The organism is Streptomyces sp. NBC_00286, assembly GCF_036173125.1.
In the GTDB taxonomy this organism is placed as follows: domain Bacteria; phylum Actinomycetota; class Actinomycetes; order Streptomycetales; family Streptomycetaceae; genus Streptomyces.
In genome coordinates this window covers 3,280,142-3,296,583 of record NZ_CP108054.1, presented here as the reverse complement: position 1 = coordinate 3,296,583, position 16,442 = coordinate 3,280,142, and the positions used below count along the sequence as shown (strand labels likewise).

The window sequence follows — 16,442 nt, the reverse complement described above, 5'->3', positions numbered from 1 at the left end:
TGGAGGGGGAATGGGGGAAAAAGGTACGGCGCTCCAGGCTTCCCTGGACCGGCTCCTCGATTCCCCGGGAGTCACCGGCGTCGCCCTCATCGACGCGGTCACCGGCCTGACGTACGGAACCGCTGGAGACATCGCCGAGGCGGGTGACGGGCCGGAGGTCTCCGAGTTCGCCGCCCTCATCGCCGAACGGCTGGGCGCGGCAGGTGCCGACGGGGAGTTGGAGAGCGTGGTCACCACCAGCACGAAACGCCATCAGGTGCTGTTCTCCGTCGTACGACCCGGGGGTGATCCGCTGATCCTCGCGGCCGGCCTCGACCGGGACCGGGCCAATATGGCGCTGGCCCTGCGCAGTCTGGGCGACCGGGCCGCGGAGGTACTGGCGTGACGGCGCCCACGGCACGCAATGTGCCCGCGCTGCTGCAGGGTCTTCGCGCGGAGGGCTTCACCGGAACGGTGCGCGTCTCCGGCACACCAGGCGGATCGATTCACCTGCGGAACGGGCTGGTCGGCGCGATCGAGACACCGGGCGCTCCGACCGCCACATCGACGCTGCTCACCTCTGGGCGGATCGGCGACGAGGACTGGCTGGCCGCCTGCGCCGCGGAGCCCGACGCGGACCGGCTGGGCGGGCACTTGGTGGCCGAGGGCCTGATCGGCGCCGCCGAACTCGAAGTCGTCTGCACCGCGGCCGTGTTCGACGCGGCGTTCGCCATGGCGCTGAGTCCGCGGGGCAGTTGGGAGCTGGGCGACCGGGAGCCCGTACTCCTCGCGGAGCCGGGGGTCGAGCCGCGGCGGCTGACCGAGGAGGCCTCGCGGCGTGTGGCGCTGCTGTCGCGTCTGTGGGGGCCGCCGGGCGAGCTGACACGTGTCCGGCCCGCTCCGGTCGCCGGGGCCGGGACCCGTGGCTCCGACGGGTGGCTCGCGCCCCGGCACCGGGACGTCCTGGACAACGTCAACGGGCGTCGTACGCCACGAGACATCGCCTTCGCGCTGGGCCGCGGACTGTACGCCGTCATGCTCGACCTGATCCGCATGGAGGCCTTGGGCCTCGTCCAGTGGGGGAGCAGGACGACCGCCGACGGTCGGCCGAGCACTGCGCCTCGTGTGCCGCAGGACGAGCCGACCAACGCCGTACGGACCACTGCCGTACGGCCCCCCGAGGCCGCGCCGCTGCCGAAGCGCAGACCCGGCGGCGCGTCCCCCGCACAGGACGTCGGACAGAAGAAGAAAGGAGGGTAGTGAGCAGCGACGACGACCGAGCGGCACAGCCCCGGGAACGCGAAGAAGCCGCGCCCCCGGACGAGCAAGAACACAAGCGCGAAGAAGAATCAGGGCAAGAGAAGGAACGCGGGCAAGAGCCGGAGCAAGAGCAAGTACGCGGACAAGGATCAGAACAAGAAGCGCAAGATCAAGAACCAGAGCAGGAGCAAGAACGCGAACGAGGCAGCGCCTCTACGAGTGCCCGCCCTCCGCCGGATGCCGATGCCGAAGCCGGTTCTTCACCCGCGCCCCCACCGTTGCCCGTACGCCGACCGCTGCCCAGACGCGATGCCGCACCGGCCGCGCCCGCACTCCCGCCTGCTCTCTTGTCGATGCTCACGGCCGAGGAACTGGCCGCCGAGGCGCCCTCGGTCGACATGCTGCGGCGCGTCCGCCGGGCGCTGCGGGATCTCCCGGATACCGACTGAAATCCCCGGCGGGAATCTCCGGCCCACTCCGCCGAGTACCCCGAGTACGCCTCAAACATATCAGCACCGCATATGCCAGGACCCAAGGAGCACCAACCATGACCGAAATCCCATCGCCCGATTCCCTGACCGGCATTCTGACCTCGCTGCGTGAACGGGTGATGGGGGTCTCCGAGAGCGTCCTGTCCACGGTGGACGGCCTCCTCGTGGTCGCGGACACCGACACGGTTCACCCTGAGTCCGTCGCCGCCCTCGCCGCCGCGACTCTCGGTGTGGGGCGTCGCATGGCCGATACCGCCGGGGTCGGTGCGCTCCGCGAGGTGGTGGCCCGCTGCGGTTCGGGTCACGTCATCGTCGTGGCCGTCGGCGACCGCGCCCTGCTCACGGTCAAGGGCGACGACGGGCTCGATCTCGCCGCGTTCCAGCGTGAGTCTCCGGCCACGGTTGAACAGCTGACCAAGGCACTCGCCTCCGACGTGTCGCGTTGAGCGGTCTGACCCCGGTCCTGGCTGGGTAACCCCTGGGTAATGAGCGCCCGTCCGACCGTACGTGGTTGGATGCGAGGAAGAGGACAACAGGGGGCACAGTCCAGCCCGAGGCTGCACGCTCTTCGACGAACTGGCAGGCGGGAATGAGGATCTTCGGCAAGGGACGGCACCGGCCCTCCGCCTCATGGCGGCAGGCCACCGACCGCGCGTTCACGCTGATAGGCGACGGTCGGTACGAGGACGCGGGAGCGCTGCTCACGCGTGCGGCGGACCTGGAGCCCTGGCTGTCCGAGTCCTGGTTCAACCTCGCTCTGCTGCACAAGTTCCGGCACGACTGGGAGCAGGCGCGGGCCGCGGGTCTCAGGGCCGTGGCGCTGCTCGACCGGGCGACCGGGGCGCCCGACTGGTGGAACGTGGGCATCGCGGCCACCGCCCTCCAGGACTGGCCCCTCGCCCGCCGGGCCTGGCAGGCGTACGGGCTGAAGGTGCCCGGAGGCACCACTCGGCCGAAGCCCGGGGGAGGCGCCACCGCCTCCGGGGAACCGGTGGGGATGGAGCTGGGCAGCGCGGCCGTACGACTGTCGCCCGAGGGCGAGGCCGAGGTCGTATGGGGGCGTCGGCTGGACCCGGCCCGGATCGAGGTGCTGTCCATTCCGCTGCCGTCCTCCGGGCGGCGCTGGGGCGAGGTCGTCCTGCACGACGGGGTACCGCACGGCGAGCGGACCACGGCCGCCGGGCACGCGTATCCCGTGTTCGACGAGATCGAGCTGTGGGCGCCCTCACCGGTCCCCACCTGGGTCGTACTCCTGGAAGCGGAGACCGAGGACGACCGGGACGCCCTGGAGCGGCTCGCGGCCGACGCCGGCTTCGCCGCCGAGGACTGGTCGTCCTCGGTGCGGCTGCTGTGCCGTATGTGCTCGGAGTCCCGGATGCCGTCCGACGAGGGCGACGGCGAGCATCTGGATCCGCACGATCACAGCGAGCCGGGGCATCCTGGGCCGCTCGGGCATCGCACGGACGGGCAGCTGTGGATGCCGGAGCGGGAGTGCGGGCTTGCGGCGCCCGCCTCGCTGGTGCGGGGTTTGTTGGACGGGTGGGTTGCGGACAGTCCGGACACCCGGGACTGGCGGGATCTAGAAGAGGTTTGTTAGGGGTTGCGAGGACCGCTGTCGGCTTGCGGTCCGTCGTGGCTGGTCGCGCCCACGCGGCGGAGCCGCATATTGACACAGCCCCGCGCCCCTTACGGGGCTGCGCCCCGCTACGGGACCTGCGGCCCCGATACGGGGCGCGGAAAGGTGCTCAGCCGCCGCCGTAGGCTGTACCCGCAACTTTTTCTTGAGGATCCCAGGAAGGCATACGTCGGTCATGGCGCAGCAGGACACCGATCAGCAGCACGCGGGCGTGCTCCCCGTGGACGACGACGGCTTCGTCATCGACACCGAGGACTGCGAGGAGCGCGAGGCGGCGTACCGCGAGCGCGGCACCTCGCGGCCCATCACGGTCGTCGGGAACCCCGTGCTGCACAAGGAGTGCAAGGACGTCACCGACTTCGGCGACGAACTGGCCCAGCTGGTCGACGACATGTTCGCCAGCCAGCGCACCGCCGAGGGCGTGGGCCTGGCCGCCAACCAGATCGGCGTCGACCTGAAGGTCTTCGTCTACGACTGCGGGGACGACGAGGGCAAGCGCCACGTCGGCGTGGTCTGCAACCCGAAGCTCGTCGAACTGCCCGCTGATCAGCGCCAGTTGGACGAGAGCAACGAAGGCTGCCTGTCCGTGCCGACCGCGTACGCGCCGCTCGCCCGCCCCGACTACGCCGAGGTCACCGGGCAGGACGAGAAGGGCAACCCGATCAAGGTGCGCGGCACGGGCTACTTCGCGCGCTGCCTCCAGCACGAGACGGACCACCTGTACGGCTACCTCTACATCGACCGGCTCTCCAAGCGTGAACGCAAGGACGCGCTGCGGCAGATGGCTGAGAACGAGCCGCGCTATCCGGTCGTGGCCAACGACTGACCGTACGCGTCCGCTGTCGGTGCCCTGCCGTCCGCCTTCTGAACCATGGCCGAACGGCCGGGGCAGGAAATGACAGTTGGGGTCAACGCGTCCCCATGCACCCCTCTGCGAACGAAGCCTGGCCGGAAATCCCTTCCGACCAGGCTTCGTTCGTATGTCCGTCGGACGTTCGATCCCGTTTGTTCTTCATAGAACCAAAATGAGTCACGCAAGAGGGCGTTCTCGGCACCATGGGGTAGTGAGGGGAGCGGATCTGTTCCCTAACAGTCGGTTTTCGTGCTTCATGGAAGGGCGGGGATACGCAAACGACACATGCCCAGCGCAGCGAATGGGGCATATGTCAACAGGCGGCTGAGAGGGGTTTGTTCGTGCCTGCTTTCTCACAGAGCACCGCAACAACGCACACCCGGGTCGCGGTTCCACCGGCGCTCACTCTCCCGGTGATCGAGACCGAGTTTCCCCGGCAACTCCATCCGTATTGGCCCAGGCTTCAGAAGAACACCAGGGCCTGGCTACTGGAAAAGCGCCTGATGTCGCCCGACAAGGTCGCGGCTTACGCCGATGAACTGCGCTACACGGACCTGATGGCCGGCTACTACATCGGTGCGCCGGACGACGTACTCCAGGCGATCGCGGACTACAGCGCGTGGTTCTTCGTCTGGGACGACCGGCACGACCGTGACGTGATCCACAAAAGGCCGCTGGCCTGGCGACGCCTCAAACACCAGCTGCACGCGGCCCTCGACTCTCCTCAGGACCATCTGCATCACCGGGATCCCGTGGTCGCGGGGTTCGCGGACAGCATGGTGCGGCTGTACTCGTTCCTGAGCAGGCGATGGAACCACCGCTTCGCGCGGCATTTCCACGCCGTCATCGAGGCGTACGACCGGGAATTCCGCAATCGTACGTCGGGAATCGTCCCCACCGTCGAGGAATATCTCACACTGCGGCGGCTGACCTTCGCGCACTGGATCTGGCTCGATCTGCTGGAACCGAGCGCGGAGTACGAACTCCCCAGCGCCGTACTGAAAAATCCCGCATACCGGCGGGCGGCCTTGCTGTGCCAGGATTTCGCCGCCTGGTACAACGATCTGTGCTCACTCCCCAAGGAAATAGCGGGAGATGAGGTCCACAATCTCGGAATCAGCCTCATTCACCATGAAGGGCTGACGCTGAGCGAGGCCGTCACGGAAGTGCGGCGGCGAGTCCAGGGCACCATCACCGAATTTCTCCGGGTGGAAAAGGAGGTATTGCGGTACGCGGACCGGCTCGACGACGGATCCGCGCGCGGCGCCGCATTAGCGGCCGCTGTGAGGGCGTGTCTGCGCAATATGCGGAACTGGTTCAGTTCCGTGTACTGGTTCCACCACGAATCCGGCCGGTACCGCGTCGACAGCTGGGACGACCGCTCCACACCCCCCTACGTCAACAATGAAAGCGGCAGGTGAGAAATGACCGTCCAGTCCGCACAACCCGAGGCGACCGAGGCCGCCTCGAAGCCGCTCGAACCGGAACTCGCCGGGGGCGCACTGCCCTTCCTCGGCCACAGCTGGACCATGGCGCGCGACCCGCTGGGTTTCGTGACCCGGCTGCGCGACCACGGCGACATCGTCCGGATCCGGCTCGGACCGAAGACGGTGTACGCCATCAACAGCCCGGAACACACCGGAGCCCTCGGCCTGAACCCCGACTTCGGGATCGGCGGACCGCTCTGGGACACCATGGAAGTCCTCCTCGGCAAAGGAGTCGTGACCAGTAACGGCGCCCGGCACCGGCGCCAGCGGCGGACGATCCAGCCACCCCTGCGCATGGATGCGATCAAGCGGTACGAGTCGGTGATGGTCGAGGAGGCCCGCGCCCTCGCCGAGAGCTGGAAGCCCGGAGGCACCGTCGACGTCACGGCGGAGGCCTTCCGTACCTCCATCCGCATCGTGGCCCGCTGCCTGCTCAGGACCGAGAACATCGACGAACTCGCCGACCGGCTGAACGCCGCGCTGAACGTCGTGATCACGCGAATGTTCCGGCGGATGTGCCTGTCGTTCGGGCCCTTCTACCGGCTGCCGCTTCCGGCCCACCGCGAATTCGACCGCGCACTGGCCGAAATGCACCGACTGGCCGACGAACTCATCGCCGAGCGCCGCCGCGTTCCCATGGAGGGCCACGATTTGCTGTCGTCCCTGTTCGAGGCGGAGGACGAGAATGGCGAGCCGATCAGCGACCAGGAGTTGCACGACCAGGTCATTTCGCTCCTTACGGCGAGCAGTGAAACGACCGGTGTTCAGTTGATGTGGATCTTGGATCTGCTCACCGAGCACCCGGAACACGCGGAGCGAGTGCGCGAAGAAGTCGAATCCGTCATCGGTGACCGGACGATCACCATCGGCGACGTCAGGAAGCTCACGCACACCAACAATGTCATCACCGAGGCGCTCCGGCTGCGCCCGGCGGTGTGGATACTCACCCGGCGGGCATTCGCCGAAACCCAACTCGGCGGGTATCGCATTCCGGCCGGTGCGGATGTCGTCTACAGCCCGATGGCCGTCCAGCGCGATCCGAGGTCCTACGAGCGGCATCTGGAGTTCGACCCCGACCGCTGGCTTCCGGAGCGCGCCGAGGACATCCCGAAGTACGCGCACGTTCCGTTCAGTGTGGGCAATCGCAAGTGCCCGGGCGACCACTTCTCCATGGCCGAACTCGCCATCATTCTGGCGACGGTGATCCCGAAGTGGCGGTTCGAGTTCCTGCCCGAGACAGACCGCACGACCCGTATCGGCCTCACGCTCAAGCCCACCCGGCTGCTGCTGAAGGCCGTACCGCGCTGAACCCGCGTACCGGCGGGCGCACGTTCAGGCGACCTCGGGCTCCTTGTCCTGCGGGCCCCTGAACGTGCGCCGGTACGCCTGCGGGGTCGTCCCCAGCGACCGTACGAACTGATGGCGCAGCGCGGCCGCGGTCCCGAACCCCGTACGACCCGCGATCGCGTCCATCGTCTCGTCCGTCGCCTCCAGCAACTGCTGGGCCAGCAGCACCCGTTGGCGCAACAGCCAGCGATACGGCGTGGTACCGGTCTCCTGCTGGAAACGGCGCGCGAAGGTGCGCGGCGACATATGCGCACGGCCGGCGAGCTGCTCGACGGTCATCTCCTCGTCGAGGTGGCGCTCCATCCACACCAGCACCGCGCCGACCGTGTCGCACCGGGACAGGGGCAGCGGCCGCTCGACGAACTGGGCCTGACCGCCGTCACGGTGCGGCGGCACGACCATCCGCCGGGCGATCTTGTTCGCCACCTCCGTGCCCTGCTCCTTGCGGACGATGTGCAGACAGGCGTCGATACCGGCGGCGGTACCGGCCGAGGTGATCACCGGGTCCTCGTCGACGTACAGCACATCGGGTTCGACGGTCGCCCGCGGATAGCGGCGACGAAGATCGTCCGCGTGCCGCCAGTGCACCGTGCAGCGCCGCCCGTCGAGCAGCCCGGCCGCGCCGAGGATGAAGACGCCGGAGCAGACGCTGAGCACGCGCGCCCCGCGGTCGGTGGCCCGGCGCAGGGAGTCGAGCAGCTCGGGCGGGTACTCGCGATCCATGAAGTCGCTCCCGGCCGGTACGGCGATCAGGTCGGCCTCTTCGAGCCGGTCCAGGCCATACGGCGTGGAGACCGTGAACCCGGCGACATGGGTGCTGAGTGCCGGGCCCTCCGCCGAGACGACCGCGAAGTCGTACACGGGCAGGCCCTCGTCGCTGCGGTCGAGGCCGAACACTTCGCAGAGGACGCCGAGTTCAAAGGGATGCACCCCGTCGAGCAGGACCGCTGCCACGTTGCTCAGCATGATCCACCTCGCATGGATGCGCAGGTCAACGGAGACTTCGGCCGGGGGTCCGGGGGGTGTCCCCCGGGATGGCACAGCAGCATGCCGCCAGTATGTCCGAAGCGTGGCAGGAAATCGAGGGTGTGCGGCAGTCCTGCCACTGACGGTAAGGAGCAATGAGCGCGACAGTGGTGTCCATGGATACGACACGCATGGAAGCACTCATCGGAATGGTCACCGTCCTCGCGATCCTGGTCCTGCTCGTCCTCCCCGCCGCGATCGGAATCGCGCGCGACCGGCGCATCGACCGTGAGCTCAGGGAGGCCGAGCAGGGACACCCGGAGGATCAGAAGTCCTCGTCGAAGCCGACGGTCCCCTCCACCGCCACCTGGTACGCCGAGGGCCGCCGCTCAAAGAAGTTGGTCAGCTCCTGAACGCCCTGCAACTCCATGAAGGAGAAGGGGTTTTCGGACCCGTAGACGGGCGCCAGTCCGAGGCGTACGAGTCGCTGGTCGGCGACGCACTCCAGGTACTGCCGCATCGAGTCAGTGTTCATGCCGGGGAGGCCGTCACCGCACAGATCCCGGGCGAATTGCAGTTCGGCGGTGACGGCTTCGCGGATCATGTCGGTGATCTGCCTGTCCAGCTCCTCGTCGAAGAGATCAGGCTCTTCCCTGCGGACGGTGTCGACCACGGCGAACGCCGCGTTCATGTGGCAAGTTTCGTCTCGGAAAACCCAGTTGGTGCCGGTCGCCAGGCCGTGCAGCAGACCGCGGCTGCGGAACCAGTAGACGTACGCGAAGGCACCGTAGAAGAACAGGCCCTCGATGCACGCCGCGAAACAGATGAGATTGAGGAGGAACCGGCGGCGGTCGGCCTTGCTCTCGAGCCGGTCGATCTTCTCCACCGAGTCCATCCACTTGAAGCAGAACGCGGCCTTCTCGCGGATGGACGGGATGTTCTCGACCGCGTCGAAGGCGGCGGCGCGGTCCTCCGGGTCGGGGAGATAGGTGTCGAGCAGCGTCAAGTAGAACTGGACGTGCACGGCCTCCTCGAAGAGCTGACGGCTCAAGTAGAGCCGTGCTTCGGGGGAGTTGATGTGCTTGTAGAGGGTGAGCACCAGGTTGTTCGCGACGATCGAGTCGCCGGTCGCGAAGAACGCGACCAGTCGGCCGATGAGGTGCTGCTCGCCGGGTGACAGTTTCGCGAGATCTGTCACGTCCGAGTGGAGGTCGACCTCCTCCACGGTCCAGGTGTTCTTGATGGCGTCCCGGTAGCGCTCGTAGAAGTCGGGGTAGCGCATGGGGCGCAGGGTCAGCTCGAAGCCCGGGTCGAGGAGATTCTGGGTTCGGGTGGTGCTGGTCACTGGCAGGCCTCGCAGGACTCGGGGTTTTCGAGGGAGCAGGCGACGGCTTCGGGGTCCGGGTCTGCCTGCTGTACGGGGACGGGGGCGGCCGCGGCCGTGGAGGAACCGGCCGCGCGGGCGATGCGGGTCGCCGGGCGGGAGCGCAGGTAGTACGTCGTCTTGAGGCCCGACTTCCAGGCGTACGCGTACATCGAGGAAAGCTTGCCGATGGTCGGCGTCTCCAGGAAGAGGTTCACGGACTGGGACTGGTCCAGGAACGGGGTGCGGCCGGCGGCCATGTCGATCAGCCCGCGCTGCGGGATCTCCCAGGCCGTGCGGTAGAGGCGTCGTACGTCCTCGGGGATCCAGGTGAAGTCCTGCACGGAGCCGTTCGCCTCGCGGAGTGCCTCTCGGGTACGGGTGTCCCAGACGCCCAGCGCCTTCAGCTCGTTGACCAGGTACGAGTTGACCTGGAGGAACTCACCCGACAAAGTCTCGCGCTTGAAGAGGTTGGAGACCTGCGGCTCGATGCACTCGTAGACGCCCGCGATCGAGGCGATGGTCGCGGTGGGCGCGATGGCGAGGAGGAGGGAATTGCGCAGGCCGGTGGCGGCGATGCGCTCGCGGAGGGCCGACCAGCGCTCGGGCCAGGTGAGTTCGACGTCGTAGTGGTCGGGGTGCAGCACGCCCTGGGCCGTACGGGTCTTCTCCCAGGCCGGCAGCGGGCCGCTGCGCTCGGCGAGGTCGGCGGAGGCCTCGTACGCGGCGAGCATGATGCGCTCGGCGATGCGGGTGGAGAGGGTCTTGGCCTCCGGGGAGTCGAAGGGCAGCCGCAGCTTGAAGAAGACGTCCTGGAGGCCCATCGCGCCCAGGCCCACCGGCCGCCACTTCGCGTTCGACCGGCCTGACTGCTCGGTCGGGTAGAAGTTGATGTCGACGACGCGGTCGAGGAACGTGACGGCGGTACGGACGGTGGCGTCGAGCCGTTCCCAGTCGAGATCACCGGTCGATGTGCCGACAAAGGCACCCAGATTGACGGACCCCAGATTGCAGACCGCCGTCTCCCCGTCGTCCGTCACCTCCAGGATCTCCGTGCAGAGGTTGGAGGAGTGGACCGTGTGGCCGGGCAGGGCGGTCTGGTTGGCGGTGCGGTTGGCGGTGTCCTTGAAGGTCATCCAGCCGTTGCCGGTCTGGGCGAGGTTCCGCATCATGCGGCCGTACAGCTCGCGGGCGGGGATGGTCTTCCTCGCGAGACCGTCCGCCTCCGCCTTGCGATAGGCGGCGTCGAACTCCTCGCCCCACAGGTCGACCAGTTCGGGTACGTCGGAAGGGGAGAACAGAGACCACAGGCCGTCCTCGTCGACCCGGCGCATGAACTCGTCCGGGATCCAGTGCGCGAGGTTCAGGTTGTGCGTACGCCGGGCGTCCTCACCGGTGTTGTCCCGCAGCTCAAGGAACTCCTCGATGTCGGAGTGCCAGGTCTCCAGGTAGACGGCCGCGGCACCCTTGCGCCGACCGCCCTGGTTCACTGCGGCGACCGAGGCGTCGAGGGTCTTCAGGAACGGGACGATGCCGTTGGAGTGCCCGTTCGTACCGCGGATCAGCGCACCGCGGGAACGGATCCGGGAGTACGCGATGCCGATGCCGCCCGCGTGCTTCGAGAGCCGGGCGACCTGGTGGTAGCGCTCGTAGATGGAGTCCAGCTCGTCTTTCGGGGAGTCGAGGAGGTAGCAGGACGACATCTGGGGGTGCCGCGTACCGGAGTTGAAGAGGGTGGGGGAGGACGGCAGGTAGTCGAGGCGGCTCATCAGGCGGTAGAGCGCGGCGACTTCGTCGACGGACCGGGCGCTGTCGTCTTCGGCCAGTCCGCTCGCCACGCGCAGCATGAAGTGCTGGGGCGTCTCGATGACGTGCCGGGTGATCGGGTGCCGCAGGAGGTACCGGCTGTGGAGCGTACGGAGCCCGAAGTACCCGAAGCGGTCGTCGCCTTCGGTGTCGATGAGCGCGTCGAGGCGAGCCGCGTGGATCCGTACGAACTCGGCGGTGCGGTCGGCGATCAGGCCCTCGCGGTGCCCGGCCGCGACCGACTCGGAGAAGGACCGCACGCCCTGCGAGGCGGCCTCGGCCGCGATGCCGATGGCCAGCAGCCGGGCAGCCAGCGTCGAATAGGCGGGGTCCTCGGAGATCAGGCCCGCGGCCGCCTCGGTGGCCAGCTCACGCAGCTCCGCCACGTCCGCGCGTGCGGACCGGCCGCGCAACGCCGCGGCGGCGACCCGTCCGGGGTCGGTGTCGGGGAGGTCGGCGGTGAGGTCGGTCAGGGTCCGCAGCAAATCAGAGGGGCGGCCCGAAGGGCCTCCGTTGAGGGCGGTGGTGGGAGACGGGCGGGCGGTCCCTGGTCCGTCGGCCTCGGCCCTGTCCTGCTGCTGGTCCAGTGGCGCTTTCGCTGAGACCGGATCGGCCGGCGCGATGGTCACGTGGGGCTCTCCCTCGCTCGGTAAGGGGCCAGCGTGGAGAGGGGGTTCGGGGCGACACGGGCGTACGCGCACTGCGGCAGCGGGACGCCGCGTCCACCGGCCCACTCCGCGAGGCCCGGACGTCATGGTCACCCGGGCCGGCTTGGCCTGGGCACGCTGCCGGCAGGTCCTCGGACTGACGCTCGGGCACGGCCGTCCCGGGGACAGACATGCACAAGTACACCGTTGCGGGACAGTTCCGGATTCGCACCGGATTCCCCTGCGGCGGCAGCGAGGATGAGCATACATGTTGTGTTGGGCTTGGGGAGTGCACCCCACATGTTGTGTTGTGTGGCGGAGCCTCGGTGGGACGCGCGGGCGCGGGGCGTTGCGTTACGGTGCCTCCATGACGCCGGAGACCATCAGCTTCCGCCCGGACGACGAGACGTATCGCGAGCTGGAAGAGCTGGCTGCTGCCTGGCGCGTCACTCCGGCGGAGGCGATCGGAATGGCTGTGCACGAGGCGTACGTGCGTGAGCAATACCGGCGCGCCGCCGCCGAGTTGGACGAGTGGCGCAACGACCCTGCCTATCAGGCGGAGGTCGCTGACGCGCGAGCGGAGGTTGAAGACTCGCGCGTGTGGTGACGGCCTCTACAGCTCCAACTCGTAGGCCAGCAGGTTGAGGTCGTCGAGGTGGGGGATCGGGTTCCAGTCGCGTTCTGGGGCGCGGGCGAAGCCGAGACGTTCGTAGATGCGGTGGGCTGCGTGCATGGCGCGCTGGGTCGACAGGACGATGCCTGCGCAGCCTTCGGCTCGTGCGCGGTCCATGCAGGCGCGTACGAGGGCCTCTCCGATGCCTCGGCCGCGGGACTCCGGGGCGACGGCGAGCATCCGTATCTCGGCCTCACCGGGTTCCGCGATGTCGGCCATCGGTCCGCCGGAGGGTACGAAGGTCACGCCGCCCAGCACGCGGTCGTGCTCGACGGCGACCAGCACCTCGGCCGCGGCGGCGCGCTTGGCGACGTTCCGCAGCTCGTCCAGGTACCCGTCGCTCTCTCCGAAGTCGAGCAGGCCGTCCCCGAGATAGGCCTGCGCGGTGATCTCGCCGAGGGTCTCGTACTCCTCCGGGGCTGCCTGCCTGATCGCGATGTCCATGCGGTGCAGTGTGCATCACGGGTGTGACAACGGCCTGTGGTTTTCCCTGCGCTGGGGGCTCTGTACGGGGACCTCGTGCGGGGATCTCGGTACGGGACTCAGTGCGGGGATTTCAGTGCGGGATCTCAGCCCATGCCCGGCCACTGCGGCAGTGTCGCCACGAAGTCCTTCACGAAGTCGCGGGGGCCCGGGCCGAGGGCCACGCGGCCTGTGACGGTCAGGCGGGTGGTGAGGGTGGGGGAGTCGGCGTAGTAGGCGCGATGGGCGCCAGCTGGGGCGAACACGGTCTTGCCGCGGGTGAGTTCGCTCGCGGACTCGACGATGACCGCGCCCTCCGCGGCCGTGATGAACGACTCGTCCGCGCACACGCCCACCGCGAGCGGATCGTGCAGCGGGCAGGCGTCGCCGCCGCCGTGGAGGCGGTACGCGTCCATGTACACCCGCAGCAGGCGGGCGGCCAGGGCCGTGCCCGCGCCCGCCGCCTCCAAGACCGCCAGGTCGGCGGGCCGGAGGAGCCAGCGGAGCGAGGCGTCCAGGTCGACCATCGTGAACGGGATGCCGGACGAGACGACCACCTCGGCGGCGTCCGGGTCGGCCCAGATGTTGAACTCGGCGACCGGGGTGATGTTTCCGGGCACCTGCGCGGCGCCGCCCATGAACACGAACTTCTTGACGCGGTGGGCGAAGGCCGGGTCCTCGAGCAGGGCGATGGCCACGTTGGTGAGCGGGCCTGTGGCGCAGACGGTGAGTTCGCCTTCGTACTCGCGGGACAGGCGTAGCAGTGCCTGTGCCGACGACTCCGTCGGGTGCGGGGCCGTGGAGTCGGGCAGTGTCTCGTTGCCTAGGCCTGCCTTGCCGTGGAAGGCGGACGCGGACGTGTAGGGGAGGCGGGTCAGGGGGCGGCCGGCGCCTCGGTGGACGGGGACGTCGGCGTCGATGCGCATTGCTCGGGCGAGGGCTCGGGCGTTGAGGTACGTCTGCTCGGCGGGGAGGTTGCCTCCCACGGAGGTGTAGGCCTTCAGGTCCCACAGCCCTGTACCGAGGAGGTACTGGAGGGCCAGGGCGTCGTCTATGCCGGGGTCACTGTCGAGGACGATCGGTGAGGGAAGGGGCACGGTGGCCAGCGTAGCGGCGGGCGGTTGTGCCGCTGGGGGGAGTTCGCCCCCGCCGCCCCTACCCGTCCCATCCTCGGGGCGTTGCCCCGAGCCCCCACCAGGGGCTCTGCCCCTGGGCCCCGCTGGGGCTGCCGCCCCAGACCCCGCATCGGCCTGAACGGCCTCGTCCTCAAGCGCCGGACGGGCTGAATATCAGCCCGTCCGGCGCTTGAGGAGCGGGGGTCCGGGGGCTGGCCCCCGAACGGGGTCCGGGGCGGAGCCCCGAAGGGGGTCCGGGGGCGCAGCTCATGGCCGGGGTCCGGGGCGGAGCCCCGTGGGGGGCAGGGGCGCAGCCCTGAGGGGGTCTGGGGCGCAGCCCCCAGCGGGGTCCAGGGGCGGAACCCCTTGGTATGGGATGGGTAAGGGCGGCGGGGGGCGAAACACCCCCCGGCCCCACCCCCTAGTGCCCCGCCCCCGCCGTAGCCGGCGGCAGCTCCACCTGCACCCCCGCATCCCCCGCATCCGCCGTGTAATCCCCCGGCGACGTCTCGTCGACACCATCAGGCGCCTTCGCCGCGCGCAGCACGAACGTCAGGACCACCGTCACCACCACGTTCAGGACGAACGCCGTCAGCCCGATGTACCCCATCTCCCCGAGACCGGGGATCTCCGCGTTGGAGCCGCCGAAGTGCTTCTGGGTCGGCGAGGCGACCCCGTACGCGGCCACCGTGCCGTACACCATCCCGACCGCCCAGCCCGCGAGCAGCGCCCAGCGGTGGAACCAGCGGGTGAACAGGCCGCCGACCAGGGCGGGGAAGGTCTGGAGGATCCAGATGCCGCCCAGGAGCTGGAAGTTGATCGCGACCGTCTTGTCCATGGTCAGGACGAAGGCGAGCGCGCCCACCTTTACGAGCAGCGAGACGAGTTTCGAAACCTTCGTCTCCTGCGCCGCGGTCGCGTCGGGCTTGATGAAGTCCTTGTAGATGTTGCGGGTGAACAGGTTCGCCGCCGCGATGGACATGATCGCCGCCGGTACGAGCGCGCCGATACCGATCGCCGCGAAGGCGACACCCGCGAACCAGTCGGGGAACATCGTCTCGAAGAGCTGCGGGATCGCCAACTGCCCGTTCTCCACCTTGATCCCGGCCGCGATCGCCATGAAGCCCAGCAGCGCGAGCAGGCCCAGCATCAGGGAGTACAGCGGCAGAATCGTGGTGTTGCGCCGGATCACCTCACGGCTGCGTGAGGACAGCGTCGCCGTGATCGAGTGCGGGTACATGAACAGCGCGAGCGCGGAGCCCAACGCCAGCGTGGCGTACGTCCATTGGCCCGCCTCGGCCGGGACCAGCGCACCGCGCGGCGCCCCCGTCGCCTCGTTGGTCTGGCTGTACGCGTCGCTGGCCGCGGCGAAGATGTCGTCGAAGCCGCCCAGCTTGATCGGGATGTAGATGATGGCCACCGCGATCACGATGTAGATCAGGGTGTCCTTCACGAACGCGATCAGCGCGGGGGCGCGAAGCCCCGACGAGTACGTGTACGCGGCCAGCACGCCGAAGGCGATGAGCAGCGGCAGGTCCTTGATGAACCAGTTCGTGTTCTCGCCGCCGCCGACGCCCATCACGTCAAGGACGGCCTGGATGCCGACCAGTTGGAGGGCGATGTACGGCATCGTGGCGAGGATGCCGGTCACGGCCACCGCCAGCGACAGGCTCTTCGAGCCGAACCGCCCGCGCACGAAGTCCGAGGTCGTCACATAGCCGTGCTTGTGCGACACCGACCAGAGCCGCGGCAGGAAGGTGAAGATCAGGGGGTAGATGAGGATCGTGTACGGCACGGCGAAGAAGCCGGCCGCGCCTGCCGCGTAGATCGCCGCCGGGACCGCCACGAACGTATAGGCCGTGTAGAGGTCGCCGCCGAGCAGGAACCAGGTGACCCAGGTGCCGAACGACCGTCCGCCCAGGCCCCATTCGTCGAGGCTGTTCTCGTTCTCGGCCTTGCGCCAGCGCGAGGCCAGGAAGCCCATGACCGTGACGGCCAGGAAGAAGAAGATGAAGACGGCGAGTGCGACGCCGTTCACGCCGTCCTTCATGCCGACGCACCCCCGTTCTGGGAGGCCTCGGACCGGGCGGCCTTGCGGGCGCGCTGGTCACGCTGCCACAGCTGGTACGCGATCATCGTGAGCGCCGTGGAGATGAGCACCCAGGCCATCTGGTACCAGTAGAAGAACGGGATGCCGATGAACGTGGGATCCGTCTTGGCGTACGAGCCCACCCAGAGCATCGCCACGAACGGCGCGAACAGGCAGAGGCCGATCACCACACGGACCGGTGTCACCACCGGTGGCTTCACTTCAGACGCTCTTGGCGCATCCGGCGCCTCTGTCGCTTCTGACATAT

Annotated in this window: 16 protein-coding genes and 1 riboswitch; of the genes, 9 read left to right on the top strand and 7 right to left on the bottom strand. The window is 68.7% G+C overall.

Annotated elements, in window-relative coordinates; translation table 11 throughout:
- Positions 1-10 precede the first annotated feature (10 nt).
- The 7 genes from OHT21_RS14815 to OHT21_RS14785 all read left to right on the top strand — a co-directional run bounded on the left by OHT21_RS14815 (position 11) and on the right by OHT21_RS14785 (position 7,014).
- Positions 11-385 carry a hypothetical protein gene (locus OHT21_RS14815; protein ID WP_328768762.1) on the top strand — a complete coding sequence of 125 codons (375 nt, stop codon included), beginning with the start codon at positions 11-13 and terminating at the stop codon, positions 383-385.
- Complete coding sequence (locus OHT21_RS14810) at positions 382-1,239, top strand: DUF4388 domain-containing protein (protein WP_328768760.1); 858 nt, start codon at positions 382-384, stop codon at positions 1,237-1,239. Before OHT21_RS14815 ends, OHT21_RS14810 begins: the two co-directional genes overlap by 4 nt.
- 547 nt (positions 1,240-1,786) lie before the next feature.
- Positions 1,787-2,176 (top strand): roadblock/LC7 domain-containing protein, encoded by a 390-nt coding sequence (locus tag OHT21_RS14805; RefSeq protein WP_328768759.1) that lies wholly within the window; start codon positions 1,787-1,789, stop codon positions 2,174-2,176.
- 143 nt (positions 2,177-2,319) lie between these two features.
- Positions 2,320-3,327 (top strand): tetratricopeptide repeat protein, encoded by a 1,008-nt coding sequence (locus OHT21_RS14800; protein ID WP_328768758.1) that lies wholly within the window; start codon positions 2,320-2,322, stop codon positions 3,325-3,327.
- Positions 3,328-3,541: 214 nt separating this feature from the next.
- Positions 3,542-4,192 (top strand): peptide deformylase, encoded by a 651-nt coding sequence (gene def / locus OHT21_RS14795; RefSeq protein ID WP_328768757.1) that lies wholly within the window; start codon positions 3,542-3,544, stop codon positions 4,190-4,192.
- Between the two features lie 368 nt (positions 4,193-4,560).
- Positions 4,561-5,640: an epi-isozizaene synthase gene (gene cyc1, locus OHT21_RS14790; protein ID WP_328768756.1), complete on the top strand. Its 1,080-nt coding sequence runs from the start codon at positions 4,561-4,563 to the stop codon at positions 5,638-5,640.
- A 3-nt stretch (positions 5,641-5,643) separates the two neighbouring features.
- Positions 5,644-7,014: a bifunctional albaflavenone monooxygenase/terpene synthase gene (locus tag OHT21_RS14785; RefSeq protein WP_328768755.1), complete on the top strand. Its 1,371-nt coding sequence runs from the start codon at positions 5,644-5,646 to the stop codon at positions 7,012-7,014.
- A 24-nt stretch (positions 7,015-7,038) separates the two neighbouring features.
- Here the strand turns inward: OHT21_RS14785 and OHT21_RS14780 are convergent, their stop codons facing one another.
- Positions 7,039-8,019: a GlxA family transcriptional regulator gene (locus OHT21_RS14780; protein WP_328768754.1), complete on the bottom strand. Its 981-nt coding sequence runs from the start codon at positions 8,017-8,019 to the stop codon at positions 7,039-7,041.
- 155 nt (positions 8,020-8,174) lie between these two features.
- On the opposite strand from OHT21_RS14780, the gene OHT21_RS14775 reads away from it, so the two are divergent.
- Positions 8,175-8,432: a hypothetical protein gene (locus OHT21_RS14775; protein ID WP_328768753.1), complete on the top strand. Its 258-nt coding sequence runs from the start codon at positions 8,175-8,177 to the stop codon at positions 8,430-8,432.
- On the opposite strand, the gene OHT21_RS14770 is transcribed toward OHT21_RS14775, so the two are convergent.
- The gene (locus tag OHT21_RS14770; RefSeq protein WP_328768752.1) at positions 8,345-9,364 is read right to left on the bottom strand and encodes a ribonucleotide-diphosphate reductase subunit beta; all 1,020 of its coding nucleotides are present in this window, start codon (positions 9,362-9,364) and stop codon (positions 8,345-8,347) included. The genes OHT21_RS14775 and OHT21_RS14770 overlap by 88 nt on opposite strands.
- Positions 9,361-11,817, bottom strand: coding sequence for a ribonucleoside-diphosphate reductase subunit alpha (locus OHT21_RS14765; protein ID WP_328768751.1), 2,457 nt, complete (start codon positions 11,815-11,817; stop codon positions 9,361-9,363). Before OHT21_RS14765 ends, OHT21_RS14770 begins: the two co-directional genes overlap by 4 nt.
- A 144-nt stretch (positions 11,818-11,961) precedes the next feature.
- Positions 11,962-12,101: riboswitch (cobalamin riboswitch) on the bottom strand.
- A 101-nt stretch (positions 12,102-12,202) separates the two neighbouring features.
- Between OHT21_RS14765 and OHT21_RS14760 the strand changes: the two genes are divergently transcribed.
- Positions 12,203-12,442 carry a hypothetical protein gene (locus OHT21_RS14760; RefSeq protein ID WP_328768750.1) on the top strand — a complete coding sequence of 80 codons (240 nt, stop codon included), beginning with the start codon at positions 12,203-12,205 and terminating at the stop codon, positions 12,440-12,442.
- Between the two features lie 6 nt (positions 12,443-12,448).
- On the opposite strand, the gene OHT21_RS14755 is transcribed toward OHT21_RS14760, so the two are convergent.
- From OHT21_RS14755 to OHT21_RS14740, 4 genes are all read right to left on the bottom strand, one after another.
- Positions 12,449-12,952 carry a GNAT family N-acetyltransferase gene (locus OHT21_RS14755; protein WP_328768749.1) on the bottom strand — a complete coding sequence of 168 codons (504 nt, stop codon included), beginning with the start codon at positions 12,950-12,952 and terminating at the stop codon, positions 12,449-12,451.
- Between the two features lie 125 nt (positions 12,953-13,077).
- The gene (locus OHT21_RS14750) at positions 13,078-14,067 is read right to left on the bottom strand and encodes a nucleoside hydrolase (protein ID WP_328768748.1); all 990 of its coding nucleotides are present in this window, start codon (positions 14,065-14,067) and stop codon (positions 13,078-13,080) included.
- Positions 14,068-14,506: 439 nt separating this feature from the next.
- Positions 14,507-16,135, bottom strand: coding sequence for a monocarboxylate uptake permease MctP (gene mctP / locus OHT21_RS14745; RefSeq protein WP_328768746.1), 1,629 nt, complete (start codon positions 16,133-16,135; stop codon positions 14,507-14,509).
- Positions 16,132-16,440: a DUF3311 domain-containing protein gene (locus OHT21_RS14740; protein WP_328768745.1), complete on the bottom strand. Its 309-nt coding sequence runs from the start codon at positions 16,438-16,440 to the stop codon at positions 16,132-16,134. The genes mctP and OHT21_RS14740 overlap by 4 nt, the downstream gene beginning before the upstream one ends.
- Positions 16,441-16,442: the final 2 nt, after the last annotated feature.

Coding starts and splice junctions, on each gene's coding strand:
- mctP (WP_328768746.1), bottom strand. CDS start 16,135: ATGAAGGACGGCGTGAACGGCGTCGCACTCGCCGTCTTCATCTTCTTC.
- OHT21_RS14755 (WP_328768749.1), bottom strand. CDS start 12,952: ATGGACATCGCGATCAGGCAGGCAGCCCCGGAGGAGTACGAGACCCTC.
- OHT21_RS14780 (WP_328768754.1), bottom strand. CDS start 8,019: ATGCTGAGCAACGTGGCAGCGGTCCTGCTCGACGGGGTGCATCCCTTT.
- OHT21_RS14740 (WP_328768745.1), bottom strand. CDS start 16,440: ATGTCAGAAGCGACAGAGGCGCCGGATGCGCCAAGAGCGTCTGAAGTG.
- OHT21_RS14785 (WP_328768755.1), top strand. CDS start 5,644: ATGACCGTCCAGTCCGCACAACCCGAGGCGACCGAGGCCGCCTCGAAG.
- OHT21_RS14775 (WP_328768753.1), top strand. CDS start 8,175: ATGAGCGCGACAGTGGTGTCCATGGATACGACACGCATGGAAGCACTC.
- OHT21_RS14800 (WP_328768758.1), top strand. CDS start 2,320: ATGAGGATCTTCGGCAAGGGACGGCACCGGCCCTCCGCCTCATGGCGG.
- OHT21_RS14815 (WP_328768762.1), top strand. CDS start 11: ATGGGGGAAAAAGGTACGGCGCTCCAGGCTTCCCTGGACCGGCTCCTC.
- OHT21_RS14760 (WP_328768750.1), top strand. CDS start 12,203: ATGACGCCGGAGACCATCAGCTTCCGCCCGGACGACGAGACGTATCGC.
- def (WP_328768757.1), top strand. CDS start 3,542: ATGGCGCAGCAGGACACCGATCAGCAGCACGCGGGCGTGCTCCCCGTG.
- OHT21_RS14805 (WP_328768759.1), top strand. CDS start 1,787: ATGACCGAAATCCCATCGCCCGATTCCCTGACCGGCATTCTGACCTCG.